The sequence below is a fragment of the Oscillibacter sp. genome, assembly GCF_031978065.1.
Lineage (GTDB): Bacteria > Bacillota > Clostridia > Oscillospirales > Oscillospiraceae > Oscillibacter.
Map to the genome: position 1 here is coordinate 27,316 of NZ_DALZCH010000006.1, position 26,130 is coordinate 53,445.

The 26,130-nt window shown below is 51.1% G+C and carries 24 protein-coding genes; 6 read left to right on the forward strand and 18 right to left on the reverse strand.

The features are described from left to right. The first annotated feature begins 6 nt into the window (after positions 1-6). Positions 7-450, forward strand: coding sequence for a 3-hydroxyacyl-ACP dehydratase FabZ (fabZ, locus tag RTK01_RS01710; protein ID WP_312279314.1), 444 nt, complete (start codon positions 7-9; stop codon positions 448-450). An 81-nt stretch (positions 451-531) separates the two neighbouring features. On the opposite strand, the gene RTK01_RS01715 is transcribed toward fabZ, so the two are convergent. The 14 genes from RTK01_RS01715 to RTK01_RS01780 form a co-directional block, all read right to left on the reverse strand. Then, positions 532-1,206 carry a class II aldolase/adducin family protein gene (locus RTK01_RS01715; RefSeq protein WP_312279315.1) on the reverse strand — a complete coding sequence of 225 codons (675 nt, stop codon included), beginning with the start codon at positions 1,204-1,206 and terminating at the stop codon, positions 532-534. 13 nt (positions 1,207-1,219) lie between these two features. Beyond that, positions 1,220-2,272, reverse strand: a complete 1,053-nt coding sequence (locus RTK01_RS01720; RefSeq protein ID WP_312279316.1) for an S-methyl-5-thioribose-1-phosphate isomerase — start codon at positions 2,270-2,272, stop codon at positions 1,220-1,222. Beyond that, positions 2,269-3,489 carry an S-methyl-5-thioribose kinase gene (mtnK, locus tag RTK01_RS01725; RefSeq protein WP_312279317.1) on the reverse strand — a complete coding sequence of 407 codons (1,221 nt, stop codon included), beginning with the start codon at positions 3,487-3,489 and terminating at the stop codon, positions 2,269-2,271. The genes RTK01_RS01720 and mtnK overlap by 4 nt, the downstream gene beginning before the upstream one ends. A 322-nt stretch (positions 3,490-3,811) precedes the next feature. Then, positions 3,812-4,318 (reverse strand): hypothetical protein, encoded by a 507-nt coding sequence (locus tag RTK01_RS01730; protein WP_312279318.1) that lies wholly within the window; start codon positions 4,316-4,318, stop codon positions 3,812-3,814. A gap of 112 nt (positions 4,319-4,430) precedes the next feature. Then, entirely contained in the window at positions 4,431-5,063 is a 633-nt protein-coding gene (locus RTK01_RS01735; RefSeq protein ID WP_312279319.1) for an undecaprenyl diphosphate synthase family protein, read from the reverse strand. A 214-nt stretch (positions 5,064-5,277) separates the two neighbouring features. Next, on the reverse strand, positions 5,278-6,267 hold the full coding sequence (locus RTK01_RS01740; RefSeq protein WP_312279320.1) for an aldo/keto reductase: 990 nt from the start codon (positions 6,265-6,267) through the stop codon (positions 5,278-5,280). 97 nt (positions 6,268-6,364) lie between these two features. Further along, positions 6,365-7,369, reverse strand: coding sequence for a Gfo/Idh/MocA family oxidoreductase (locus RTK01_RS01745; protein WP_312279321.1), 1,005 nt, complete (start codon positions 7,367-7,369; stop codon positions 6,365-6,367). Positions 7,370-7,385: 16 nt separating this feature from the next. Further along, positions 7,386-8,549, reverse strand: a complete 1,164-nt coding sequence (locus RTK01_RS01750) for a UxaA family hydrolase (protein WP_312279322.1) — start codon at positions 8,547-8,549, stop codon at positions 7,386-7,388. A gap of 15 nt (positions 8,550-8,564) precedes the next feature. Further along, positions 8,565-8,852 carry a UxaA family hydrolase gene (locus RTK01_RS01755; protein WP_312279323.1) on the reverse strand — a complete coding sequence of 96 codons (288 nt, stop codon included), beginning with the start codon at positions 8,850-8,852 and terminating at the stop codon, positions 8,565-8,567. Between the two features lie 28 nt (positions 8,853-8,880). Continuing rightward, positions 8,881-9,945, reverse strand: coding sequence for a hypothetical protein (locus tag RTK01_RS01760; RefSeq protein ID WP_312279324.1), 1,065 nt, complete (start codon positions 9,943-9,945; stop codon positions 8,881-8,883). Between the two features lie 121 nt (positions 9,946-10,066). Then, positions 10,067-11,557 carry a tripartite tricarboxylate transporter permease gene (locus tag RTK01_RS01765; protein WP_312279325.1) on the reverse strand — a complete coding sequence of 497 codons (1,491 nt, stop codon included), beginning with the start codon at positions 11,555-11,557 and terminating at the stop codon, positions 10,067-10,069. A 43-nt stretch (positions 11,558-11,600) separates the two neighbouring features. Next, on the reverse strand, positions 11,601-12,629 hold the full coding sequence (locus RTK01_RS01770; protein ID WP_312279326.1) for a tripartite tricarboxylate transporter substrate binding protein: 1,029 nt from the start codon (positions 12,627-12,629) through the stop codon (positions 11,601-11,603). A gap of 48 nt (positions 12,630-12,677) precedes the next feature. Beyond that, positions 12,678-13,184, reverse strand: a complete 507-nt coding sequence (locus tag RTK01_RS01775) for a tripartite tricarboxylate transporter TctB family protein (protein WP_312279327.1) — start codon at positions 13,182-13,184, stop codon at positions 12,678-12,680. A 142-nt stretch (positions 13,185-13,326) separates the two neighbouring features. Next, positions 13,327-14,352: a LacI family DNA-binding transcriptional regulator gene (locus tag RTK01_RS01780; protein ID WP_312279328.1), complete on the reverse strand. Its 1,026-nt coding sequence runs from the start codon at positions 14,350-14,352 to the stop codon at positions 13,327-13,329. An 891-nt stretch (positions 14,353-15,243) separates the two neighbouring features. On the opposite strand from RTK01_RS01780, the gene RTK01_RS01785 reads away from it, so the two are divergent. After that, positions 15,244-17,388 carry a methyl-accepting chemotaxis protein gene (locus RTK01_RS01785; RefSeq protein ID WP_312279329.1) on the forward strand — a complete coding sequence of 715 codons (2,145 nt, stop codon included), beginning with the start codon at positions 15,244-15,246 and terminating at the stop codon, positions 17,386-17,388. 1,001 nt (positions 17,389-18,389) lie between these two features. Here the strand turns inward: RTK01_RS01785 and RTK01_RS01790 are convergent. The 3 genes from RTK01_RS01790 to RTK01_RS01800 form a co-directional block, all read right to left on the reverse strand. Next, positions 18,390-19,949, reverse strand: coding sequence for an S-layer homology domain-containing protein (locus RTK01_RS01790; RefSeq protein ID WP_312279330.1), 1,560 nt, complete (start codon positions 19,947-19,949; stop codon positions 18,390-18,392). A 59-nt stretch (positions 19,950-20,008) separates the two neighbouring features. Further along, positions 20,009-20,215 (reverse strand): DUF503 family protein, encoded by a 207-nt coding sequence (locus tag RTK01_RS01795; protein WP_312279343.1) that lies wholly within the window; start codon positions 20,213-20,215, stop codon positions 20,009-20,011. Between the two features lie 61 nt (positions 20,216-20,276). After that, entirely contained in the window at positions 20,277-21,803 is a 1,527-nt protein-coding gene (locus tag RTK01_RS01800; RefSeq protein ID WP_312279331.1) for an oligosaccharide flippase family protein, read from the reverse strand. Positions 21,804-22,301: 498 nt separating this feature from the next. On the opposite strand from RTK01_RS01800, the gene RTK01_RS01805 reads away from it, so the two are divergent. From RTK01_RS01805 to RTK01_RS01815, 3 genes are all read left to right on the forward strand, one after another. Further along, a complete protein-coding gene (locus tag RTK01_RS01805) occupies positions 22,302-22,757 on the forward strand; it encodes a MarR family winged helix-turn-helix transcriptional regulator (protein ID WP_312279332.1) in 456 nt (151 codons plus the stop codon). A 27-nt stretch (positions 22,758-22,784) separates the two neighbouring features. Continuing rightward, on the forward strand, positions 22,785-23,288 hold the full coding sequence (locus tag RTK01_RS01810; RefSeq protein WP_312279333.1) for a nitroreductase family protein: 504 nt from the start codon (positions 22,785-22,787) through the stop codon (positions 23,286-23,288). 122 nt (positions 23,289-23,410) lie between these two features. Next, positions 23,411-24,250, forward strand: a complete 840-nt coding sequence (locus tag RTK01_RS01815; protein ID WP_312279334.1) for a nitroreductase family protein — start codon at positions 23,411-23,413, stop codon at positions 24,248-24,250. A 199-nt stretch (positions 24,251-24,449) separates the two neighbouring features. Here the strand turns inward: RTK01_RS01815 and RTK01_RS01820 are convergent, their stop codons facing one another. After that, on the reverse strand, positions 24,450-24,755 hold the full coding sequence (locus RTK01_RS01820; protein ID WP_312279335.1) for a hypothetical protein: 306 nt from the start codon (positions 24,753-24,755) through the stop codon (positions 24,450-24,452). Positions 24,756-25,174: 419 nt separating this feature from the next. Between RTK01_RS01820 and RTK01_RS01825 the strand changes: the two genes are divergently transcribed. Continuing rightward, positions 25,175-26,092: a tyrosine-type recombinase/integrase gene (locus RTK01_RS01825; RefSeq protein WP_312279336.1), complete on the forward strand. Its 918-nt coding sequence runs from the start codon at positions 25,175-25,177 to the stop codon at positions 26,090-26,092. Positions 26,093-26,130 lie beyond the last annotated feature (38 nt).

Here is a 26,130-nt window from a genome sequence, read left to right on the forward strand (position 1 = left end):
TCTGAAATGAATCAGGCAGTTCAGCTCAACCACGAGCAAGTCATGGCCATTATTCCCCACAGGGACCCCATGCTGCTGATTGACGAGGTTTCAGAACTTGTTCCCGGTGAGCGTGTTGTGGCCAGCTTTTATGTGGACCCCGCACGAGAAATTTTTAAGGGCCATTTTCCCGGCGATCCGGTGCTTCCCGGTGTGTATACGGTGGAGGCCTCCGCACAGGCTACCGATCTGGTGCTGATGACCAAGCCGGACTATGCCGAGAAAATCCCCCTCTTCCTGGGTATTAACAATGTAAAGTTCCGAAAAAAGATTTTGCCGGGAGACACACTGGAAATCCACGCGGAAATACTGACCCAGCGGCCTGAAAAGGCCATTGCCACCTGCAAATGTACCGTTTATACTGCAGGTGATCTTGCTGCGGAAAGCGAAGTTACCATTGCCATGCGATGAGGGAATGTTTTTTCCCACAGCAGATTTTACTTTTTATTATAAAACAATGCCGTATGCTTTTGCATACGGCATTGTCCGTTTTTATGGATGGAGATAGCCCGCGCCCCCTCCCGGGGACTGACCGTAGGACTGAAACCGTTCCAGCACCTGCGCCATCTGACTTTGGGTGAGGACGTTGGGGGTGCCCACGCACAGCGCCCGGTATTGCAGCTCGGCAACGTACTCCAAATTCCGGGCAAGGCTGTACGCGCCCGGAAGGTCGCTCCCGCAGACTACAACCCCGTGGTTTGCAAGCAAAACCGCGTTTCCATTGCCGCAGGCGACAATAGCGGCCTGCGCCAACTCCGGGGTTCCGAAGGTGCGGTAAGGTGCACAGGGGACCTCGTCCGTCCCCGCGTCGCCGATGGCGTAGTGCACCGCCCGGAGGGGCTGGCCCAGAACGGCAAAGGTGGTGCAGTAAACGGAATGGGTGTGTACCACCGCCCGCGCTTCTGGCTTGTTTTGATAGAAAATAGCGTGGAGGGCCCACTCGCTGGAGGGTTTTCGGTTTCCGTCCGCCGTATGTCCGTTTAAATCCGAAAGCACTACATCTTCCGGTTGAATCTGGTCATAGTCCATGCCCGAGGGACTGATCGCCATCAGTCCGGTTTCCGGGCTGAAAATGCTCAGGTTTCCGCTGGTGCCGGGGCAAAGCCCCGCCACGCTCAGTTTTCTGCCGTATACGACCACCAGTTCCCGCTCCTTTTGCATCAGCATAAAGCTTCCTCCTTTAATAAAAAGCCCGCACCGGCCCGTCAAAATAGCGCTCCAGCCCATCCGGGGGGAATACGCCACGGTCCGTCACGATGCCGGAAATTAGCTCCGGTGGCGTCACATCAAAGGACGGGTAAATGGCTTTGACTCCCGGCGCGGCATGGGAAATCCCGCCGCAGGAAAGCACCTGCGTGGGGTCCCGCAGTTCAATCACAATGTCCTTTGCGGTGGGCTTGTCCCTGTCGGGAATGCCCGTGACAAAATAAGGAATCCCGAAGTGCTTTGAAAGAATCGCCAATTGAAAAGTTCCAATTTTGTTGGCGATGTGCCCGTCCCGGGTAATGGTGTCCGCCGCCGAGGTGAACAGGTCAACGCCCTCCCGCTCCATGACGTAGGCCGCCATATTGTCGGTAATCACCGTGGTGTCAAAGCCCATTTCCGCAAAGCAGCCTGCCGTCAGCCGCGCCCCCTGCAAATAGGGCCGCGTCTCCGCGCAGAAGACGCGAAAGGTTTTCCCCTGCCGCAGAGCCGCCCGCATCACCGTTCCCACAATCGTCTCGCCGAAGCACTGGGTCAGGATGGTTCCGTTTTGGGGGATCAGCTCCGCGAGGGCGTCGCCCACCAACTGCATGACGGTATACCGCCGGTTCAGGGCCTCCACCGTGGAGGTAAATATGGCCTGCGCCGCGTCCTTCCCGGCGTCCAATGCCTGAATGCCTACCTCCGCGCAGCGGTTGGTGATGATGCCATAGCGATTGGCGGTGGTGGGGCGGGCGTGAGCCAAATCGTCGGCGGCCTGCTTCAAAAAGGCGGATTGCCGGGCGTAATCCATGTCCCGGCACTGGTGGGCTGCCAAAGCCATGCCCATGCCGACCGCCGTGTAGGGTCCGGCACTCTGGGTCACCATGTCCGCCACCGCCTGCCGTACCTCCTGATACGTAAGACATTCCGCAAAGCGAACCTCGGCCGGGTAAATCCGCCGGTCCAGAAGCTGCACCCTGCCGTCTTCATACCACGCCACGTTTTCATAGCGCAGTAAAAACGGCATGGTTTCATCGCAGCGCGTCATAGCGATTCTCCTTCTGTCAGAATATGCCGGAACGCCCCGGTCAGCTCCGCGCCGGAGCAAAGGCGATCCCGGTTTTTGATGAGAAAACTCCCCAGCCTGACAAGCACCCGTTCAAAGGGAAGACGAAGGGCAAGGTCCAGCACGGAGGTAAGCTCCGAGACTTTGGAATCTCCCACCACCCGGCGAATCAACTCCGTCCCCGCGTAGCCAATCGCGTCCGCCATCACGCCATCCAGATAAAAGCTTTTGAATTGTCCGCTGCGGTATAGCGAAAATTCCACCAACTCGTCGTATTTCCCAGACAGCCTTTCCCGGGTCTTGTCGTATAATTCGCAAATCGTCCTGTCCAGCGCGGCGGTGAGTTCGGTGTCGTCCGGCGTGGTAAAGGCTTTGTTTCCCCGGGAAAAGAACAGGTTCCCGATGACGTTTCCAATGTCGTAGCCCATGGGTCCGTAAAAAGCAAATTCGGGGTCAATAATTTTCACGCCCTGCTCGTTTGCAAAAATGGAGCCGGTGTGCAAATCCCCGTGAAGCAGAGCCTGTGCGTTGTTCATAAAGGCGCAGCGGAGCTTGCCCACCTCGGCTTTCAGCGTCTCGTCCCGATATAGAACTTCTTCCACAAAGGCTTCGTTGCCCGGTGTGACAATATTCCTGTCTTTATAGTTGTCATACGGCTCTGTCAGCACCAAATCCTCCGTAATTTCGCACAGCTCGGGATTGTTGAAGAAGCAGGCCCGTTCCTTTTTCTCCCGCCGGTCCAGCACAAGTTCTGTGGAGGGCAGCAGCGTGTCTGCAAGAAAAGAGGAAAGCTGTTCGGTAAGATGAGGGTAAATTCGATTTTCTGCCAGCTCGCTTCGGAGGTTGTGATAGTCAGAAATGTCCTCCATGGCGATGACCGCCATGGTTTCGTCGCAGTGGTAGACCTTGGGTACAAGGCCGGGGGCCAGCGCGCCCTCTAATTGCAACGCCCGGGCCTCGATTTTGCTGCGGCGAACGTCCAGCGGACGGCCGGACGAGCGAAGCAGCCTGTCCGCCTGCTTGATGATGACGGAGCGCCCGCTTGCCTCGGACTCAATGCGGAACACGTAATTGATGTTTCCGTCCCCGATCTCCCGACAGCGCAGGTCTTCTCCCGGCTCAAAAAGATGAAGAACCTCAGCCGCATAGCGTGTTGCGTCCTCCGCATTCATTAAAAAGAACCGGTCGAATCCGGACAATAGAACCTCTCCTCCCGGACGGCGGGGAAAACGTGCGCGGGCATTCCCGCCGCTGTCTTTCCACCGAAATTGATGGGTTTACTTTATCACAAATTACGGCTTGATTCAATCGGCTGGGGTATTTTAGGTGATAAAACTGGTGGGGAAGACGGGAAAGTAAAAAAACGGAAGGGAACAGGGGGCGCGGAAATGCAAAGGACAGCACCGCGCCGGGCTGCTTCGTGTGCGGGATCGTAAAAACGAAAGAAAGCACCCACAAAAAGCGCGGGACAATGCCGCTTTGCGGCATTGTCCCGATTGAAAGCTACGCAAAAAAAGTTACTTAGCCCAGCGCCCTTAAAAACTCATTGATGGTCTCCACATGTTTTCGCTCGTCTAAAATGATTCTGCGAAAAAGAGCCTGCATCTCCGGGCAGTCGATTTGCCGGATCAGCCGCAGATAGTGGGCGATGGCGGCTTTTTCCGCTTCGAGATCAGCCAGAAGGATGGGGCGAATCTGATAAGCATAAACGGGGAATTCCCAGGACCAGTATTCGTTGCTGACATAGCTCAAAAACGTTGGAGCATGCCCCAGCTTCAAAACCAAACCGCCCAGCAGCTTTAAATGGAGAAATTCCACCGAGGCGATGCACTCATATGCAAAATGAAGCTCGGGATGCTCCAGTGTGTAAAAATTATGGGCCACATACTGCGACAGGGCCGTGGCCTCGGAGCCTGCCCCGGCAAACGCGTCGGACACAAGAGCGGCGTATTCAAAATTGTGGGCAAGCTTTCCCACCTCCGGGTATGGAGCATCCACCAAGTACCTACCGCAATCCTGCAAAGCCATCACCTCTCGAACAGGGTATGATTGCAGCGGTGGGAATATGACAGAGAACGGACGCGGAAAAGGACGGGAAAGCAGGGCCCTTTCCCGTCCCTTCGCAGCTTGGGGCAAAACCTCAGCCGCCCCGGGTCACGTCGCAGGACTGATACCAGCGCAGCGCTTCCAGAAAATGAGCGGGCTGAAAGTCCGGCCAGAAGTCGTCCACAATATAAAAGTCGGCATAGACCGACTGGGCGGGAAGAAAGCCGCTCAGGCGTCTGCACCCACCCCACCGCACCACAAGATCCACCCGGGAAATTTCGGCGGAGCGGAGGGTTTTGTCTTCCGCCAGATGGTTTAGGTCCCACTCCCAGTCGTAATTCACCAGAAAGTTCAAATTGATCAGGCCTCGGCCAAAGTGAACACGCCGGTTTGCGTATTCCAGAAGCTCAGGCGGAAAAGCGGGGGAGTCTGTGTTGCCGATGACCAGTAAATTGGCGTCTCTTCCGCTGAGAAGGCGCACGGCGTCCACGCAGGCCCTTGTAAACGCGTCCCGCTGGCCTTTTTCCCGCCGGTTGTTGTCTTTGGTGAAGCCGTAAAAGGTGGCCTCCCGGATGCCCAGTTCCAAGAGCTGCTCATAGAGCGCGAAGCCCGGCTGAATGCCTTGGGCGTAACCGTCCTTTTTCTGAAGTCCGTTTGTCACCGCCCACCGCCTGTTGCCGTCGGGAATAATTCCCACATGTAACGGCAATCTTTTAAACGTCTCCATGAAATTCCCCTTTACAAAGCGATTTAACAGATAATAGGTTGCCCATTTTTTACGCAATTATCTCCAAAAGGAAGGAATCGACTGCTTGCCGCGTCTTTTTTTCGGCTGGAAAAGGTCTTTCCGTGAGGATAGGCGATCAGCAAAAATCCCCTGCGCGGCAAGAAGCCGCGCAGGGGATTTTTTATCCTATGTAGTGGACTGGCCGTTCTATCGCTTAGAACATGCGGCCTCCGTCACCCTGCCACATGTCGGCGTTATCGCCCATAACCGCCTTCAAAGGCTCGGATGCCTTTTCAATCTCCTCCATCAGCTCGGCGGGAATTTCCTTTTCATAGGAAGCGAGATTTTGCTCCATCTGTGCGATGGTGCGTGCTCCTACCAAAACCGTCTGAACAAAGTCACGACGCTTTAAGAAATTCATAGCCACCTCGGCGGGGGCAAAGCCATGCTTTTCGCAAAAAGCCATCAGCACGCCGATAAATTCAAAAATCTCATCTTCAAAGCCCGGATCGCTGTGGCGGCAGGGGGTCTGGCCGGTGCGATAGAACCGGGTTTCCCGTCTGCCCACGGGTACGTCCTCAATGCGCCGGAACTTTCCGGTGAGCAGGCCCTGCGCCAGCGGGGAATAAGCGCAAACCGGCATACCGGCGGCAAGGCTGGCGGGAACGACTTCCTTCTCCACAATCCGCCAAATCAGGGAATAGGGGAGCTGGTTCATGGCAACCTCGTAGTCGGCAAGGCTTGCCGCGCAGCCCTTGCCCGCGTTGCACACGCCCGCGATGCGGATCTTGCCCGCCTTTTTCAGATCCTCGAAAGCACGGAACGTCTCCGCCACGGGGATGTCGGGCGTGGGCCAGTGAATCTGATAGAGGTCGATATAGTCCGTCTGGAGACGCTTCAAGCTGGCCTCGCAGCAGGCGATCACGTCGTCATAGCGGAGCTTGTCGGTGTAAACCTTGGTGGCCAGAACCGCCTTGTCCCGGCGGCCCTTCAGCGCTTCGCCCACAACCTCTTCCGATTTGCCATCGCCGTACCGGTCCGCCGTGTCAATCAGATTGACACCGTGCTCCAGCGCAAAGTGAATGGTGTCCAGTGCGGCCGCATTGTCGCTTGCGCCCCAGAGGGCTGCGCCCGAATAGGCCCAAGTTCCAAGCGCTAAACCGGAAACCATGATGCCGCTTTTTCTCAGCTCGCTTTTTTTCATATTCCGCGCTCCTTTTGTAGAGTATTTTAGACACTGTCAGGATAGCGTTTTTAAATCTTTCCGACAAGGGAAAAGCCCCTTGCCGGAAAATTGCAGATCAGTCCACGCCGCCGGCTTTGCGAATGGCGTCACACACTCTGGCAGTCAGCAGGGATTCTTCCGGGGAAATGGGCAGGGGAGCGCCGCTGAGAATCGCGTTGCCAAACTGCTCGACTTCCAGATAGTAGTTGTCATCTACCCAGACGGTGTAATCGGTGATAACCTCGTCGATATACTCTGCATTCTGGGGCCGGGCGTTTTTGCCTACCCGGATGTGGCACAGGCCACGGCTGTTGAACTTGTGGTCCACATCAATGCGGCCCGTCTCACCCAGCACGGAGAAGCAGCCGCGGGGATAGGCGTCAAGCCCCGCGTACAACATAGCCGACACGTCCTGCCCATAGCGCAGCAGCACAGAGTCGGAGGTGTCCACGCCGGTCTGCGCGTCAAAGCCGCAGTACACCTGCATGTCCGTGGGATCCGCACCCAGCAGATAGGAGACAAGGCTCACGTTATAGCACGTCACGTCGAACACTGCGCCGCCGCCCATGCCCTTTTGATAACGGATGCCCTGACGGTTGGAGTCAAAGGTGGAGTGCTTGGATTCAAAATAACGGACCTTGCCGATCACGCCGCTGTCGATGATCTCCTTCACCTTTTGCACAAGCTGGGCGTGGCGGAAGGCATAGGCCTCCTCCAGAAGAACACCGTGCTTTTCAGCAGCGGCAAACATCTCCTCCACTTGGCTCTCATTCAGGGCAAGAGGCTTTTCGCACAGAATGTGCTTTCCGGCGGCGGCTGCCTTTATCACCCACTCCATGTGAATGCCGTTGGGCAGGGGAATGTAAACCGCGTCCACGTTCTCATCGTCCAGAAGCGCCTGATAATCCGTATAGAGCTTTTTGGGGCCGAACGGCTCTGCGTAAGCCTTCAGCTTTGCCTCGTCGCGCCCGGCCAGCGCATAAAACTCCGCGTTGGACGCGGCAAGCATACCGGGGATGGTGCGGCTTTTTCCGATGCCGGAGCACCCCAAAACGCCCCAGCGCACTACTTTCTTTTCCATCTGTGTACTCCCTTTCTTATACAAAATTGCACGCCCGGGCAATTGCGATTTCAGTAAAACCCAGGGATTCTGCCTTTGTCTGTTTGCCGCTGGCGGTTTCCACCACCATCTGCAAAAGCTCCTCGCCAAGCGCCTCCAGCGTTTTCTCGCCGTAGATCAGGGGGGCGGCGTTGAAATCGATGTTATCCTCCATCTTGGCAAAGGTCAGCTTGTTGCCCGTGATTTTGATAACCGGCGCGATGGGGTTTCCAGTGGGGGAGCCCCGCCCGCTGGAAAACACCACAACCTGTGCGCCGCCGGCGACCATGGCCGCCACGGAAGCGGGGTCGTTGCCCGGCGTGTCCATAATCACAAGGCCCTGCTTCGGGTCCACCTGCTTGGCATAGTCATACACGGCGTTGACGGGGCTGTGTCCGCCCTTGTGGATGCAGCCCAGAGATTTTTCCTCCAGCGTGGTGATGCCGCCGGCCTTGTTGCCAGGGGAGGGATTTCCAGCCCGCACATCCTCACCCACAGGATGAAAAGACTGCTCAAAGCGGGTAATAATTTCGTAGATACGGTCATGCACCTCCGGCGTGGCGGCCCGGCGGGCCAGAATGTGCTCCGCGCCGATAAACTCCGTGGTTTCCGAAAGAATGCTGGTTCCTCCTGCGGCCACCAGAAGGTCGCTCATAGAGCCGATGACCGGATTGGCGGCAAGTCCGCTGGTGGGGTCGGAGCCGCCGCATTCCGTGCCGACAATCAGCTCGGAGACGGGGAACTCCTCCTTGCGCAGGATGCTGGCGTCCGCAACCATCGCCTTGGCGTAACGGACGGCAATTTCCACCGCTTTCAGCGTGCCGCCTACCTCCTGAATGATGACCTGCTCTATAGGCTTGTTGGTCCGCTCGCGAATGGCGGCGACAACCAGATCCATCTGGCAGTTCTCACAGCCGAGAGACACCACGACCGTTCCGTAAATGTTGGGATTAGCCGCAAAGCCGGCCATAATGTCCATGGTATACTGCTGGTCCGGCGCCACCTGAGAGCAGCCCTGCTGATTGTTGAAAGTTACGCTGCCCTCAACCTGCTGGGCGATGATTCGGGTGACGTCCGAAGCACAGACGCTGGCGGGCAGAATTAGAACTTTGTTCCGCACACCCACCCGCCCGTCCGGGCGGCGATATCCGTAAAATGTCATGATTGTGATCCCCTTTTATTCCTTGGCCCGACGGTCTTCCTTAATGCTGTCCACGTTATGTACGTGGACATGAGCCCCCGCGGGGATAAACGTCGTTGCGGCGCCGATGTGTTCTCCGTATTTAACCACCGGCTCACCCTTTTGGATATCGCGGATGGCCAGCTTGTGATAGATGATGATATCCTCCGCCGCCGTCAGCGACGCGGGTTCGCCGTCCACAAGATACGTCACCGTATCTCCCGCGGCAACCGGCTCAATGGCAACAATCACATTGTCTCTTGGGTCAACGATCAGTGCATTCATGAAAGCGATACCTCCTGCCTTAAAAAGGCTATTTTCTCTGATACAGGGCTTTGATTTCCTCTGTAAGGGCGGATGCCTCCGGCGTTTGCCAGACCTGAGCCGGGAGCACCACGGCGGGGAAACTGCTCCAGCCAATCAGATAGTAAGGACCGACTTTCTCGCAGAGGTTGATTTTTTCCACAGGGATGCGCGCCTCTGCCCGGTCAGAGGCAAAGACCACAGTACTTCCCCGCAGGGAGAGGCGGTATTCTTCGCTTCCGAGCCAATCGCCCACCTCACGCCGGATGCGGAAGCGGCAGACAAACGGAAGCATGGAAAGATTCTCCAAATTTGCCAGTACCAAAAGCGCGGCGCTCAGGGCGATGTTGAGGGGGGATGCATCCCGGAACAGATTGATGACGGCCAGCACGCTGATCACAAGACGCACAAAGGTGGCGGAGCGCAAAAAGCGATGCCGGTAATAAAGGGTGCGGAAGGCAAGGTATTGCCCGTCTTCAAGAGCGTTCCCCTCCATGTGCCAAGAAAGGCCCCCTTCGAGCAAATCCTCGCGCTTCGCCGGCGGTGGCTGGGAATGCGCTGCCTGATCGCGCAGCGACCGGGCAAAGCGCTCCATGGCCTCCCGATTTGGAAAGGCGGAGTCCGGCACGATGTCGAACATGGTTTCCCCGCAGTAAAGATGCAGAGCATTTGCCCGCTCCTCCACCCGGGAAAGACCGTGTAGCGGACAGGAAAGGCGCTGCGCGCCATAGCGCAGGCGTAACTGTCCGTCTGTCGTGCCAAGCTTGTGCTCCTTCCAGAACTCCTCGGAAAGCTGACCGGTGTACTCCAAACGCCGCAGCGTGCCCCTGGCCCGGGACATAACGGTGCAGCGGCGCAGAGCCGTCAGCGCCGCCAAAAGAATTGACCAGACCAGAAAGAAAATTCGCTGGTCCGGATTCAGGCGAAAAATACAAAGCAGAATGACGGCTGCCATCTGCACCACAGTCAATAAAAGAAGGGTAAACACCCGGATGGGTCGGCGCTCGTTGCGGCGAATCATGTCCGCCAGCAGGTCAATATACGCCTGCCTTGGTACCTTATAGGTTAAATCCATCGGTCACTCCAATTTTAACAAGGACAGGCAGCCGGGCACGGCGCTGCAAAGAGTGCTTCTTTGCAATAGCAGCGGGCCCGACTGCCTGTCTGTGCTTACGAACAAGTAGCCCGAAAGGGCATTAGGTCGTTTTTTTGGTGAGAATTAGCAGCTTTCGTACGATGGGAACCACCACAAAGAGAATCGCAACCACCACGAAAAATACGGCCACGGGACGGGTGGCAATCTGTCCCCATTCACCGCTGGAGGCGATCAGGGCCATGCGCATATATTTCTCAATCAGCGGCCCGAGAATGAAGCCCAGAATCACGGGCGCCATGTCGATACCGAGGCAGATGAGGAAATAGCCCACAAAGCCAAAAACAATCATCACCCAAACGTCGAACATACGGTTGTTCAGGGTATATACGCCCAGAACGCAGCATGCCACAATGGCGGGGAACAGATAAGACAGCTTCACGTTGACCATACGGACAAACGCCTTCATCAGGCCCAGCTCCATCACGTACATCACAACGTTTGCCAGGAAGTAAGCCACCATGATGCCGCCCACCAGCTCCGGATGCTCGCTGTACAGCAGAGGGCCGGGCTGCAGGCCATGAATCATCAGTCCGCCGATCAGGGCAGAGGTGGTCAGATCGCCGGGGATGCCCAAGCAGACCAGAGGAATCAATGCACCTCCGTTGGTGGCGTTGTTGGAGGTTTCGGAAGCGGCAATGCCCTCGGGGCAGCCGTGACCGAACATCTCCGGCGTCTTGGAGACGGTGCGGGCAAGGTTGTAGGAAATCAGGGTAGAGGCGTTCTGTCCGATGCCGGGCAGAATGCCAATGCCGGTGCCCACCACGCAGCCGATGCCCACGGCCTTCCAGCTTGTCTTCATCTCGGAAATGGGCGGAACCAGCGTGGTTTTTGCAAAGTGAATCTTGGGGCGGGGTTTGTGCAGCTCCAAAGACTGGTTGAACACCTCGGTAATGGCAAACAGACCCATCATCAGCGCGGTGGAAGAGATACCGGCCTGAAGCTGCCAGAAGCCGAAGGTGAGACGGGACACGCCGCTGATGGAATCGATGCCGATGCCGCCCAGCATCAGACCGAACATAGCGCCGATCAGGCCCTTAATCATGGAGTTGGAGCACATGGCCACCACTACCGACAGGCCCATCACAGCCACGGAGAAATACTCCCAGCTACCAAAGCTTAGGGAAACTTTTGCAAGCTGAGGCGCAATTGCCATCAGAGCAAACGCGGAGAAGGTGCCACCCACAAGGGAGCAGAAGACGCCAATGGCCAAAGCCTGAGTAGGCTTGCCATTTTTCGTCATAGGATATCCGTCGAAGCAAGTGTAAATGGACGACGGGGTGCCGGGAATGTTAATTAGTGTGGCAGTAATCAAACCACCGCTGATGCCGCCCACATAGACGGCAATCAGCATGGTCAGGCCCTGAACCGGCGTCATAACATAGGTAAATGGGATAAACAGAGTAACGCCGAGCGTTGCGGTAAGACCGGGAATGCTGCCGAAAATAATTCCGACGAAAATGCCCAGCAGAAGCAACGCGATGGTCATGGGGTCACTGAAGATATACTGAAAGCCAAGGATGATTGTCGACAATCAAGAGCCCTCCCTTTCCTGTCTGCGCAGGATAATATAGTGTTTAGCCGGCAATCTGTGCCATGTCCGCAAAGACGGGGGTCAGGCTTTCTGCCCAGGCAAGTGCGCGAACCTTGGCGGCGGGGCCGTCAACGTAGGCCACGGTAAAGCCCAGGTTGGCCATGGCGTCCACAAACTCGGGTTTCTCGCAGACTTCCTTCATCTTGGCGGAAATGTACTCCAGAACGGCGGGGTCGGTGCCTTTGGGGGCGAAGAAGCCACGGGGCTTGCCATAGGTCACGTTGTAGCCAGCCTCAACGGTGCTGGACACGTCGGTGAGCGCGTCGATGCGCTCGTCATTGCACACCAGCAGGGGAACGTTGGTGCCGGCTGCGATGTAAGCAGAGGTGTCAGCCAGAGAGTTGACCTCCAACTGGATGTGGCCGCCCTGCAGGGCGGTTTCGCTGGCGGCGCCGCCGTCGTAAGGCACAATGGTGACCTTGTCATAAATGCCCATGGCCTTCAGCAGCTCCATGGTGGTGCCGTAGTTGACGTTGTTGGAGCCGGTGCAGCCCACGGTCACGGTGCCGGGATTGGCGTTGATGTAATCAATTGCCTCCTGAGCGGTGGTCCAGCCGGTGGCGGGACTGGTGCACAGCAGGTTGTAGTCGGTCACCACATCGCAGATGTACTCCAGATCCTCGTACAGGGGATCCTGAGCCTGTCCGCTCATGGAGTAGGAGATCAGGTCCATCTCGTTGTGGGTCATGATGGTATAGCCGTCGTTGGAGCTGTTAAAGCCCTGAAGTGCGCCGATGTAGCCAGAAGCGCCCTCCACGTTGATGGCCACCGCGGTAGCGCCCAGATCCAGATGCTGAATGACGCCGCGCACCAGGTTGTCGGAGCCGCCGCCGGGAGCGTAAGGAATGATAATCTGAACGTTTTTGGTGGGATAATCCAATGCGGAAGAGCCGCTGCCGGTGCTTCCGGCGCTGCTGGCACTGCCGGTGCTGCCGGAGCCGCTGCCGCCGCAGCCGGACAGGATTCCCGCCAGCATCAGGGACGCAAGCGCAAATGACATAGCCTTTTTCATGTATGTTTCCTCATTTCCTTAATTTGGTTTGTTTATCCAAAACCCCATTTAGGGGAGGATACACCTGAGAAGCTGGGTAAACACGACCCACAAAGCAACGGTCAGAGCAACGGAGTAGACGATAATGGCGACAAGCTGCTTTTTGGGCAGCTTTCCCGCTTTATCGGGATCTCCCTGATTCTCCTTCATTGCAAAGGTTCCGCACAGAACGATATTCAGCACCAGAGTGCAGGGGAAAAACGTCAGCACGGGCAGAAGCAGCGCATAGAGAACCAAGGTCACCGCAGTGATGACGATTTCCTTGGAAATGGGGATTGCGATTGCCTGATGCTCGCCGTCCCGCTTGAAATTGATGGCGTAGATCAACTGCAAAATGCACAGCCCCAGCATAATTCCTGCCAGAAGATGAATATAGGTGCTAGCTTGCGCCCACATGCCGCCGAGCCCGTTTTCTACGCCGGTGATAATGTGCTTGCTGGTCAGCAGAAAAATGGACATAGCGCCCATCACCGCCGCCAACACAAGGTCGTTGGTGCTTCGAATCACTTTTTTCATAAACTTTCCTCCTTTCAATCACATATCAATCACATAACAGGTTGCTGCGCGTTGGAAAAGCTTTGCGTAAGAGCTAAAATCCATTTCAGCAGGCCGGCCTGCTGAAATTAACAGGGTAAAGCCGCGGGAACCGAGAAGCGCCTCAGTAATTATAAAGAGTTTTAATTTGAATTCCCGTGTCGTAATATGCCGTCTCCACCGAACGGTCCTGAAAAATCGCGTCCACCAAAAGCTGAACGGATTTATAACCTTGCAGATAAGGGTCCTGCTCAATAAGAAACTGCACGGTTCCTTTCTTCATGCAGGCCACGTTGGAATCAGTGGTGTCAAAACCCACCACTTTGATTTTTCCGGAAAGTCCGGCGTCATCCACGGCGTGGGCGGCGCCGCTAAGGCCCGCACCGCTGACAAAGATGCCGGTCAGCCCGGGAGACTGCTCAATCTCGACGCGAGTAAGCCGATAGGAGATATCATGATTGCCCTGACTGTAAACCACGGGAGCCAGCTCCATTTCCTCGCCCGGGAAATTTCGGATATGATCGACAAAGCCGTGGATTCGCTCCTCGCTGGAGAAGTGAAGCCGATCCACGCCTACAATCAGCGTGCGCCCCTTTTCTGGAGAAATCTGCTGCATCAAAAACGCCGCACAGGCGCCGCTTTTGTAAGAGTCCTGCCCAACAAAGCAGTCCCGCAGCTTGTCCTCCGTGTCCGCGTTGTACGTGATAATGGGAATTTGCTTTGTGGTGAGCTGCCGAAGCAGAGCATTGACCTGTTCCGACTCAATTCCGCGCAGCACCAGCCCCCGAATATCGCTGTCAATCAGGCGGCCCAAAGCCTCCAGATAGGCGGTCTGGTCGTCGGGAGGGGCAAATTCCGTCAGGGTCTGGATACCGTACTGCTGGGCGTATGAAATGCCGTCGCTGACCCCGCGCATCACCAGTCTTTGAAAGTCCGGCTCGCGGAGAGAAACCAGCACGCCGATCTTGTTTTTCTTTCGCGAAAGGTAAAACGCGCGGCCAAGACTGTTGGGCTGAAAGTTCAGCTCATCCATCACGGCCCAGACCTTCTCTATCGTCTCGGCCTTGACCCTTCCGCGATTGTGGAGCACCCGGTCTACTGTCCCCCGGGATACGCCGGCTTTTTGAGCGATGGATTCAATGGTTGTCATAAATCATTCCTCTTCTTTCCAGAAAGATACAGCGGGAATGGGACAAATTATATCCGCGATGGCAGCCATGCACCAGAGGGAAGCGTTTGACCTGAAAAAAAGAAAACATCTGCCGTTCTAACAGAAAAATGCTGTTTGCGCTGTCGCAAAAACATTCAAAGAATTATGTGAGTGAACGTGCACGCAAAAATGCGTGAACGTGCACGCAAACGACACAAATAAAAGACGAACTACCTTCGTCTGACATCAAGCCTCTATGTACTCATAATAATATAAGTCGTAAAATGGCAGTTTTCAAGTGGAATATATGACAAAAAATTCACACGGGTTTTGTAATATTAACAAAAAATTTAAAATGTTTAGACATTTTCAACCTATCATGGATGCTTTTTCTAGTAAAAAAGCCATTTGCCCTGGTAATGTTTAAAAGACAGCGCCGAGACGGAAACTTGAGCGAAAGAAGGCGGGCGGATTTCCGCCCGCCTTTTGCACACGCTTTTATTTCCATTTGTTAGATAGTGTCAATGATAAATATGCGTTGTAATAGTCTGCAAATATCCGCTCTACTCCCGTATCTATTCATGTTTCTTTCAAATTTAGTGAAACTGAGTGTATTTAAGAGCAAGCTGTAATCTACGGCTACAAGGTAAATACTCGTTTTTTAAAAGGAATTACATCAATATACCAATAAGATGCCTGCTACTACGATATGTTCTGTTTTGGTTGCCTTTCGTCTAATTGTCGTCTAATTGCCAGTATTCACAGTTTGCAGCCTGTTAAATCTTATTAACTTTTCCAAAATTCTGACGAAAAATATATTAGAACGTGATAAACCTAGTGAATTTCGGAGGAAAGATATTGCGTGCCAATAAAATGAGGAGATTTGATAGGATGAAGAGTATTGCAGCAAAGATTATTACTTGCATCGGCGGGATTGTACTGGCGGCTATGGTGATCGTCTGCGTAGTCACGTCGACTATGGCGTCAAGAGATATGCGCCAAAGTGAAGACAAAATCGTGCAATTGTCTAACCAAACAAGCGTCTCCAATGTTTCCAACTACCTGTTGAAATATATAACCATTGCCCAGCAAATGGCACTTGACCAAAATGTCGTTGAGTTAATGCAGTCCGGCTCAACCGTGGAAAATATGAAAGATTCCCCATATTACAGCGGCGCTTTTACCATGCTTTCCAATCTGATGCAAAATGAATCGGAGAATATCATGTCCGCTTATATCTCCAGTGCCAATACGAACCTGGCATTTGACGGCAAGGACTGGTTTCCCGATGATTTTGATCTGAAAAGCCGCAGTTACTGGTTTTCTGAACAATCCGACATCGACAACGGCTATATTGTCACTGAGCCGTATCTAGACCCGCATACCAATAACATTGTCACGACGATTTCCGTGCCGGTTTACGGTTTGTCGGGCGATATTCTCGGCGTCACGGCCATTGATATCCAAATTACCACGATCTGCGACATGGTGGTTAATGCGCAGACCTCGTTTAAGACGGGTTCCCAGATGCTGATTTCCAGAGGCGGCGCGATCCTCGCGCATCCAAATCAGGACCTGCTGATGCAAGGTCTCGATTCCGCAGGGTACTCACAGGAAATGCTCGACGAGCTCTCTATTCCAACCGGAAACGTGTTCCAATACAACGAAAACGGCGAAGACGCCTTTGCGGTTATCGGGCGGGAATCGCTGAGCAAATTTTTGATTGTCACTTCCGTCCCACAAAAGGAATATCAGGAGGCTGCCTCCCAGTTGGTTCTGGTAAATGCAGCAACCTATCTGATCGCAATTACCATTGTAATTCTCATAATTCTTCTGATTGCGAAAAGTATTTCCAAGCCTCTGAAGCGCCTGACGGCCATTACAGACGATTTGGCTGCCGGCAACCTAGATGTCAGCATTGATGTACATTCCAAAGATGAGGTTGGTCGGTTGGCCGCGTCCATGCAGTCGCTGGTCACCCGATTGAGGGAGTACATCGCTTATATCAGCGAGACGTCGGAGCTTCTGGAGCAGATAGGACACGGGAATCTCGATCTGAAATTTAAAAACTCTTATGATGGCGACTTTGCCATTATCAAAAATGCACTGCTGAAAACATCCGCCATGCTAAATAAAATGCTGACGGAGCTTCGCGATGTTTCCAACAATGTCTCCTCCCATGCTCTTCAGGTGTCGAACGGTTCACAGACGCTGGCGCAGGGAGCCACGGAGCAGGCATCTTCCGTTGAAGAATTGTCCGCCATGGTCACCACGGTTGCTTCCGGCATTACAGAAAATGCCACCAATGCTGTGCAGGCCAGCAGCCTTTCCAAGGAGGCGGAAAGCAGCCTTGTTGAGAGCAATCAGCATATGAAGAAAATGGCAAATTCTATGGAGCACATCAACTCCGCTTCTTTGGAAATTCAGAATATTATTAAAGTGATTGATAATATCGCATTTCAGACCAATCTGCTGGCGCTGAACGCCGCAGTGGAGGCCGCCCGTGCTGGCGAGGCGGGCAAGGGCTTTTCCGTTGTGGCCGATGAGGTTCGTAATCTGGCGCAGCAGAGCACTGAGGCTGCCAAGAGTACGGCGGAACTAATTGAAACTGCCGTCGCGGCGGTCAAAGAGGGTGCCGAAATTTCCGCCGCAACTGAAAAGTCTATGAAAGATGCCTCCCGCCAAGCCGCCGAGGCCATGAAAATGATGCAAGCTATTTCAGAGGAAACTGAAAAGCAGTCGGTGTCTGTCGAGCAAATTCGAGTTGGTATCGATCAGATCTCCACGGTGGTTCAGGTCAACGCGGCCACCGCAGAGGAAAGTGCGGCATCCAGCCACGAACTTTTAAATTATGCAGAGCATCAACTGAAGCTTATCAGTGTCTTCCACCTGTCCGGAGAATTATCCGACGAAATCCACGACGGCGTCTCAATTACGCAGGATAAAACTGCTGAAATTTCCTATGAGCCTGCCAAAGAATCTTTAGAAAAGCCAGCTAAAAATAACGCAAAAGAAATTTCCGCAGGAAAATATTAATTGCTTACGTACAATCTAAAAGGAGACATTCATCAGGCGGAGAGAAAAGTTCACCAAGCTTTCCTCCGCCTGATGGATCGGATCTTTAATCTGCTATTTGTTAAGTGATCTGTCCTGCACTTTTGTTCTTCAGACAATTGCACCACTCCGCAGCTCCAAATACAATGCTGTTTTTTTAAATGGTAAAAAGAGCGATTCCTCATTTCCCATGATTTTAATATTATAGGCCGCTTTAAATGCTGTGATACCTTATACACTCTTTTTGCAAAAAGATAACTAGACCGTTCTTGCAAGAGAAATGTTTTTGTCATATAACTTATCAAATTAGGAAATGCCGCGGACAATTCGACATGCCTTTTAACGGTAGCCAATGTAGTTACCCTAAAAAGCAGGGTATACAGTGCAGTTCTATACGCCTAAATAACGCCTATGCAAAAAGGGGGCGCATCGGATAGGGAAGTGGCAAAAAATTTTTCCGGGATGTTTTTGGAGCATCATTTTCCGCATGTGCAAATCGTGCGCAATTTTTTACACACACCCACCGATATTAAACAACACTTACCAATATTTCATTAAATGGGCTCGTAGCTACTGGTGGCTGGTGCAAAGCTGCTTACCAGCCGGGGAGTACCACATTTTGAAGGAACCTATATAAAAACACTATATGTAGTATAAAAGTGCAAAAAAGGAAGCATCCTAACGATTGTTAGGATGCTTCCTTTATGGTTGCGGGGGCAGGACTCGAACCTACGACCTCCGGGTTATGAGCGAAAGAGTAATTTTAACAAATCAATATTCATCCAAAGGTATTTGTATAATGCCCATATAGTATCCGGCTGGTCACTGGCAGTATACATTTCATCCAAATTAAAAATATTTTTGTGAGAATTATGTGAGAATATAGAATTTATTTCTTTATTTAAACATGAATTGGGCGTTAATTCGTTTTTGCTATTAAGGATTACGCGAAGCTCACATTGGTACAATAAAGGTCTGCTTTATTATTTATTTGCAATGATGCCTAAAGACGTTTTTCCAGTCTTCAAGTCCGTAGTATAGTGATAGGTTCCGGCCTGGTGTTCAATGTGTTCCATCGGAGTGCCTTCATCACTTACCAGCGGTTCATCATAATGATACGAATAATACAAAGTCAGACCGTCATCGCTGAGCCACAGCTTATCCGGCTGCGAAGTCCTAGCCCAACAGCTTTCAGACGGCATCGGCAGTGACACGGTTTTCCCCTCACCTACTGCGGAGCCCGGCTTGTAAATAAGACTTATATCCGCGTAGCCTCCGTGTGATGTATCGATTTCGCCGATCAGGATCGTACAAGGAGTGGTTTCAATCGTCTGGGTTATCCCCAAATAAGTGTTTATCATTGCCAGTGCTTCATTATAGGTGGGTTGCCTGTAACCGATTACCCCTTTTTTAAGCAGCAATTGGGTCTCCATTCGGCAGACACGATCCATGCCCTGACTCAAATAACTGGCATGCTTCGACTTACCGGGTAAAATATCTTCCCAACTTAGCCCCTGATCGCCAAGTTCCCCGGGGGAATAGCATTCTAGACACTTGAGAGTATTCGCATCCAGCTTTATCATCCAGGGACCTGTCCCGCCGCCGTTTGTTCCTAAGGTGTTGTCTTCCTGAAAATCCGTTGTATAATTGCAAACCATGGGCTTAATTGTTATGACACCATTCTCTTGATACAGTTCAATAATTAAGTGACATTCGGTAGAATACTTGTCGAATGCCAACTGCCCCTGTGCCTCTTTTTCTGCAATGGCAGCAGAGATTTGCTTGTCAATCTCGCGGTAATACGCAAAGGGATCTTGAGGAAAAGCGGCGTTAAACTGAGCCTTTGTAAAGACGCCTTCATTTATCAGCTTATCTTTCAGCTGCACAGAACTGTCCTTCATGTGAGCATAAAGCGTGGCGCAGGTAATATCAATCAAGTCAGATCGAAGAAATTCCGCCTTATCAACCTGCGTCGGCAATATGCCGCAATAGGATGCCAAAGCCCACGGTAATTTGGTGGTAAATTCCGAGCTATAATATCCTTCATAATCGCCATAGATATAATTTTTGTCCGTATAGCCCAATATTCGCAGCATGAACGTTAGATAACCGGTAGCGTTTACCTTGTCCGCTGTGCCAAAGCGGGTTCCCGATACGCCCTTGGTGATTCCCTTGTCATAGGCATAGGAAACATAGCTGTCTGCCCAATTTGGAACATCTGTAAAAGGGTGGGTTTTAGGATATGCTGCGGCTTCCGCTCCTTTACCAAGCAACCGGATCACCATGAGCACGGCTTGCATTCGAGTCACATGCCGATCCAGTCCAAAGTCAGTGGACCCATCCTCGCGTTTTCCAACGCCTTGGAGCAGCCGAATCTGCTCCATCTTGAGGGCAATATCGTTTTCAAAGCTGCTGTCCCTTGAAACCCAATCCCAATTAAGAGACGTATTGGAACCTGAGACTCCAATATCTGCAGCAAGAGCCTCGGGAACAAAAGAAATACACAATAAAATACAAAGAAACCCGGTCAGTATCTTTTTCATTTCAGCACTCCTTACCCGTTGAGATTGTTCTGTATTAAACATAATGCGAAGTTCAGCTCCTAGCACAGAATATTCATAACTAGCTGTCTACCTATCTGATTTCGCTGAACCTCAATAGATTTCAGGATCGAATCAATCATACTGTCCGCATGCAATACAGTACCAGTTACACATGCCAGTCCAAGCACGATCGTCTGGTGAATAGCCTGTGCAGCCACTTTTGAAATTGAAACACTGAATTTGTTTTTTGCTTTACTAATTAGGATTTGTTATAGCTTGCTGATTTTTTAAATTTATATGGTCTTATATGGTCGCGCGGAGATTTTCCTATTTTAACAGCGAGCGGCACCAGGCAATGTCTTCCCGAGAAACACAGGCAAAAATCCGCAGGTTCAGAATATAGAACAGCATTGTCAGGGCAATCTGCGTCCGGCCTGAAAAAGGTTCGGGAAACACCGGGAGTAATCGTCTCATCAGATTTGCAAGCTGAGCGGATGCAATCATACACCGTACTGCCTTGAAAATATCGCACAATCCGATTTTCAGATCGGAAATATGTACCAATTTGTGGAGGCTCAATGTAAAATTCAGAATTTTGGAGCAATAAACCGTGATGAGATAGCCGGTAATGGCAAACTTGGGCAAAAGCAGGTAAAGCAGTACAACACTGACCAGAGAAGTGATCAGGTTGTATTTCATCGTGCTCATGTGCCTGCCCAGGCCTCTGACCATCATATCGGTGATCATGTCCAGGTAAAAGAACGGGGCCAGAACGGCCAGACGACGGATGAAGTATGCGGCATCGGTGCTTTGATAGATCAGCATCCCCAATTCGTGACTAAACCGCAGAAAGATCCACATCATAAAGACTGAAAACAAAATCCCAATTCGATATACCCGCCCGATGATATAACTCAGATGCCTAAGGTGGCCCGCAGCCTGACTTTCCGTCAGTTCGGGAAGTACCAGGTCCAGCGCTGTGTTGAGCAGGAAGGCGGGAAAAAGGATTAGCGGCATTGCCATGCCCCGGATGATTCCGAACGTGGCAAGAGCTCCGCTTTCGGAGGCACCGCCCTTTTTCAGACCGTAGGGAATCAGCAGATGCTCGATTGTGTGGATGCTGGATGTAAGATAGGAACTCAAAGCAGTTGGCGCGGCAATATGAAGCAGTCGGCGAAAGAGATGGGAAGTGGGAGCACTGTTTTTCTGGCGCTGGTTTTTGATGGCTTTGCGGTAAAGCACAAACTGTATGAAGCAGGAACCCAATTCACCAAGCACATGACCCAAAGCTGCGGCAGCGCAGGAGTATGCAAGCCCCATGGGCAGACATATGCTCAGAAGCGCGACGCTGGCGGTGACCCCAAGCACCTGCTCGATCAATTGTGCTGCGGCGATATCTGCCGCTTTGCGTACGCCGATGAAATAACCGCTGAAGACCCCGGACAGTGAAATCAGAGGAAGACTGAAGGAAAAGATGCGAAGCGGCAGGATGGCCCTGGCATCATTGAGCCAGACCGTCCCAATCCAATTTGCCCCCAGATTCACCAGAATTGTTGAGGTAATACTGAAAGCTGCGGCACAGGCGAGGCACAAGCGTACCGCCTGAATGGCGCCGTTCGGTCGGCGGGCACCCAACTCCTCGGCCACCAGCCGGGTGGCTGTGAACCGCATCCCGGAGGAGGCAAACGTTGCGGCCAGAAAATAGACCGATAAAGTCAACTGGAGGAGTCCCAGCCCCTCCGGCCCCAGATTCCTGGCGAGATATGCCTGGAAGGAAAGGGTGACAGTCTGCAATATGACGGAAACGCCGCAAAGGAGTATAAAGTTCAGAAACAGAGTTTTTACTTTTCTCAAATCAGCACCGCTTTGCCTTTTAATAATCTAGACTATGGACAAAGCGAACGGATTATTCGATGACATTTTCGGCGGTAGCAAGGATGTCCACTCATAAAAGAGCGGTTGATTGCGGCTCCGCGTATTGCCCTCCCAATTCACAGGAAGGCCGCTGATAAAATCGGAGGCCTTTTTTCACATTGTCTTGACAAAGACTACGCAATATACCAATTTTTCCAAAGCCCCGCATCTCCTGCATATTTGTTTTGTATTCTTGGCGTTCTCCTTTTGCAGTATTACTCATAACAAGTAGCTCAAAGTTATCGGGACAAGTCTGGTTATCCATTTTCAAATAGTTTAGTAGCGTTCCATGCATGAATCATCTTGACAAGACGGCTTAATTTGAGCAATGATTTTTTCCTGAATGTTGTATTTCCACGGCGCACAGGAGTAAGCGCCAGTTGACAAATTTCTGAAAACACTATATATTTGCATGTACAAACAATAGAGGTGAACGATTTGAGCGAAGAAATAAATACAAGCCAGATGAATTGCAGGCTTAACGGCTGCCTGTTCTTTTCAACAACTAAGCTTGCCAGAGCGCTCGGTAAGCTTGCGGATGAGGCTTTTTTCAAAACCGGCCTGTCTCCCAGCCATGCGATGCTGTTATATATGATCAATCTTAAGGGAAAGATTCAGCAGAAGGATGTTGGTGAGCTGTTTCATTTAACACCCTCCACTATTACCCGCCTGATTGATAAGCTGGAACGAAGGGGATATGTAAAAAAGCAGTCGGAAGGGAAAAATGTCTGCTTGCTGTCAACTCCGGAGGGTCAGGCACAGCAGAGAGAGATTGTCGATGCATGGAATTTGCTTCATAAAAATTATCAGAATATTTTGACAAAAGAAGAACTGCTGCAACTTCTGGAAATAAACAAAAAGCTGTTAGAGAAGCTAACAAACAAATCTGAATAAAAAAACACAAACGGGAGGCTATTTATTATGGAAGAAATTTTTAGCAGAAGAAGCATCCGGAAATTTTCCAGCCAGCCGGTAGAGCCCGAAAAAATTGACAAGCTGCTGCGGGCAGCGATGCAGGCACCCTCTGCCGCCAATCAGCAGGCTTGGGAATTTATTGTGGTCAAAGCCAAAGAGAAGCTGGCGGAGGTAGCAAAAACTTCACCGTACGCAACGCCCGTCGCAGGCTCGGCGGTGACGTTTGTCCTTCTGGCGGATGAAAGTAAAATGAAGGTGCCGACCGGCTGGGAGCAGGATCTGGGTGCGGCTGCAGAAAACATGTTGCTGGAAGCCGTTCATTTGGAGCTTGGCGGGGTATGGCTGGGCGTCGCAACCTCTGCCCCTGTGGTAGAAAATGTCCGTAAGCTATTTCAGCTCCCTGAAAATATCCGTCCTTTTGCATTGATTTCGGTTGGTTATCCGGACGGACAAAAAAATCAGTTTGTTGACCGCTATCAGGCTGAGCGTGTGCATTATGAAAAATGGTAATGGTAAAGAGGGGCGCAGCATCAAAGCATTTTAAAGACGCTGCGGCCCGGTTCGGAAATTATATGGAAAAGCCCGGTGAAGCGCATCTGTTTCACACGCTGGCTTAGAGAGGATGCGGTAACATGAAAATGGATTTCTCAATTGAGGAAACGGTAAAGATCCGCAGCAGTGTTCGGTCATATCTGGACCGCCCGCTTCCTGTCGGCGAAAAAGAACAAATTCGGAATTACATTGCGGGGCTGAGCAATCCGTTTTCTGTCGAAGTGTCCTTTCATTTGTTGGAAAAAAACGCCTCCGCGTCCGGAGAGAAACTGGGAACCTACGGCGTTATTAAAGGAGCCTCAGACTTTGTCGGAGCGACTGTCGCTCCGGGTGAGCTGGGGCTGGAAGCCTTGGGCTATTCCTTTGAACAACTAATCCTGTATCTTACATCGCTGGGCTTTGGAACCTGCTGGCTTGGCGGGACCTTTGACCGGAGCGGATTTGCCGAGGCCATGAAGCTAGGAGAGGGAGAGCTGTTCCCGGCTATTTCGCCCATTGGATATTCTCAGGAGAAACGGCGAGTGATGGATTCTATGGTACGCTGGGTTGCAAAGTCGAATCAGCGTCAGCCGTGGGATACCCTGTTTTTCAAGGGTGACTTTTCTCATCCGCTTACGCAAGCTGAAGCCGGTGATTATGTAGCCCCTCTTGAAATGCTGAGGCTTGCTCCGTCCGCAGGGAACAAGCAGCCTTGGAGGGTGGTTCAGGACAAGGACACCTATCATTTTTATGAGATGCGTTCCATGAAGGATAGTAAGTTGGGGATCGATATCCAGCGCACAGATGTTGGTATCGGTGCCTGCCACTTCCATTTGGCAGCACTGGAACGGGATCTACCCGGTCGGCTGGTCAAGCTGACTAAACCTGAAATTCATGTACCGGAGAAGATGCGTTATCTTTTTTCGTGGACAAAGGCATGATTTTTAAGCTGTCTGTGAAAGACTTTAAAGCAACTATAAATATGCATTTTTAGCATCTTTTCGTTTGCTCATAAAACGCAATAAATGTCAAATGGTATTTATCCTTTGATTATGTAAACAATTGGACACTGCGTTCTTCTCGCAGTGTAAACATACTGAGCAGCTCAAAACACTTAAATTATACTCGACAAATCCAAGGTTATATTTGATTGCTTGAGTGAGTTGCTTTTCTTCCAAATAGTACAAAAAGAAATGGCGCAAGGGTTGCTGACAGCACAGAAAGGTTAAAACGACCTATTATCTTATATAAACCGGAACCAAAAATGCTAATCCAGTTCTGGAAGGTCGCCAATTCAACGCTGATGGATACTGGAAATTTTGGTAGATATAGTTGCATTAGGGTTAGAGTAAAATAAGTGGCAGAGATAATGGCTGAAGAAACGGCAATCTCTGCTCTTGTCATAGTTCGGAAGGCCCACAAGCCTCCCAATAACAGTACTATCAAAAATAGTCCTCCGTTAAAAATGACAGAGCGGAGAGGATCGGCAGAAACTTCACACTCCATCAACTCCCACGGTTTTTACTATAAAGAAAAATTTCCCTAAATAAACAGTAAGATAAAAGCTAACCCAGCTGGAGACAAGGCAGAAAACTGGCACTCTCCATAAAGTGTTGATTCGTATTTTCATATAAATTTTTCCTATCGGTAAACGATCGAATTCCGGTTTATCGCCTCATCAAATTAAATACATTTTTTGCATGTCCATCATAAACATAATGCAATGACTTGTCCGTAATATGGATAATGCATAGTTCTAAGTGGCTTAGAGAAATCGCGTGGTGACCTCTTTTCTAGCTTAGGGGGGTTCGACAATTTGCTGAAAATAGTTCATAATATTTTCCTATTATAACTAGGAGGTCATTATGAATCAATTAAGTGCGCAGATTAATAATTACTTGAGCTACTGTGAATTCCAGAAAATGCTTAACAAAAAGACCCTAAAAGCATATGGAATTGATTTATCGCAATTTACATCTTTCTCAATGAATGAAACAGATCCTCTCACAAAAACATGCATTTGCAAATATATTCAATTGTTGCATATACAATATAAGCCCAAGACTGTAAAAAGAAAAATTGCCTGCTTACGAGCTTTTATTAATTATCTTGAGTTTGACGAACAAATCAAGTTTAATCCAATTAGTAAAATCCGTTTGGAATTTCGTGAACCACTTACGCTTCCCAAATCTCTTCCATTATCAATCATACAACGGCTTCTTAAAACTGCCTATCAAGCCTTACAACAGCAGCAGAGCATCTATCAGTATTATGCAAAGCTGAGGAATGTTGCAATTTTGGAGCTTTTGTTTGCAACCGGCTTGCGCGTGTCAGAATTATGCTCCATAAAATCTACAGAAATTGATCTGAAAAATGGATCGGTTAAAGTCCAAGGCAAGGGCGCTCGTGAGAGAATTGTATTTATTAGTAATATAGACACTCTTTCTGCTCTGCGCACATATCAAAAAGCGTATGCAAAAAGCATTACTCAAACTGGATGGTTTTTTGTTAATCGATTGGAACATCGTTTAAGTGAACAGTCCGTTAGAAATATGATTAAAATGTATGTAAAAATAGCCAAAATACCTGAAAATATAACTCCGCATATGCTCCGACATTCCTTTGCGACTTTAATGCTGGAGGAGGATGTAGACATCCGTTATATCCAAAGCATTTTGGGCCATAGTTCTATTACGACAACGCAGATATATACGCATGTATCGTTGAGTAAACAGAAAAGCATTATGCAAAAAAAGCATCCTAGAAATCATATCACGATTTAAACTATAATCTACTCTGCTCCCGCTTGCGCGGGAGCTTT

Bases quoted from the DNA above. Each gene is read 5' to 3' on its own strand.
- RTK01_RS01825 (WP_312279336.1), top strand. From the start codon at position 25,175: ATGAATCAATTAAGTGCGCAGATTAATAATTACTTGAGCTACTGTGAA.
- RTK01_RS01715 (WP_312279315.1), bottom strand. From the start codon at position 1,206: ATGCTGATGCAAAAGGAGCGGGAACTGGTGGTCGTATACGGCAGAAAA.
- fabZ (WP_312279314.1), top strand. From the start codon at position 7: ATGAATCAGGCAGTTCAGCTCAACCACGAGCAAGTCATGGCCATTATT.
- RTK01_RS01785 (WP_312279329.1), top strand. From the start codon at position 15,244: ATGAAGAGTATTGCAGCAAAGATTATTACTTGCATCGGCGGGATTGTA.
- RTK01_RS01750 (WP_312279322.1), bottom strand. From the start codon at position 8,549: ATGACATTTTACGGATATCGCCGCCCGGACGGGCGGGTGGGTGTGCGG.
- RTK01_RS01735 (WP_312279319.1), bottom strand. From the start codon at position 5,063: ATGGAGACGTTTAAAAGATTGCCGTTACATGTGGGAATTATTCCCGAC.
- RTK01_RS01775 (WP_312279327.1), bottom strand. From the start codon at position 13,184: ATGAAAAAAGTGATTCGAAGCACCAACGACCTTGTGTTGGCGGCGGTG.
- RTK01_RS01720 (WP_312279316.1), bottom strand. From the start codon at position 2,272: ATGACGCGCTGCGATGAAACCATGCCGTTTTTACTGCGCTATGAAAAC.
- RTK01_RS01760 (WP_312279324.1), bottom strand. From the start codon at position 9,945: ATGGATTTAACCTATAAGGTACCAAGGCAGGCGTATATTGACCTGCTG.
- RTK01_RS01755 (WP_312279323.1), bottom strand. From the start codon at position 8,852: ATGAATGCACTGATCGTTGACCCAAGAGACAATGTGATTGTTGCCATT.
- RTK01_RS01745 (WP_312279321.1), bottom strand. From the start codon at position 7,369: ATGGAAAAGAAAGTAGTGCGCTGGGGCGTTTTGGGGTGCTCCGGCATC.
- RTK01_RS01810 (WP_312279333.1), top strand. From the start codon at position 22,785: ATGGAAGAAATTTTTAGCAGAAGAAGCATCCGGAAATTTTCCAGCCAG.
- RTK01_RS01770 (WP_312279326.1), bottom strand. From the start codon at position 12,629: ATGAAAAAGGCTATGTCATTTGCGCTTGCGTCCCTGATGCTGGCGGGA.
- RTK01_RS01780 (WP_312279328.1), bottom strand. From the start codon at position 14,352: ATGACAACCATTGAATCCATCGCTCAAAAAGCCGGCGTATCCCGGGGG.
- RTK01_RS01740 (WP_312279320.1), bottom strand. From the start codon at position 6,267: ATGAAAAAAAGCGAGCTGAGAAAAAGCGGCATCATGGTTTCCGGTTTA.
- RTK01_RS01790 (WP_312279330.1), bottom strand. From the start codon at position 19,949: ATGAAAAAGATACTGACCGGGTTTCTTTGTATTTTATTGTGTATTTCT.
- RTK01_RS01815 (WP_312279334.1), top strand. From the start codon at position 23,411: ATGAAAATGGATTTCTCAATTGAGGAAACGGTAAAGATCCGCAGCAGT.
- RTK01_RS01730 (WP_312279318.1), bottom strand. From the start codon at position 4,318: ATGGCTTTGCAGGATTGCGGTAGGTACTTGGTGGATGCTCCATACCCG.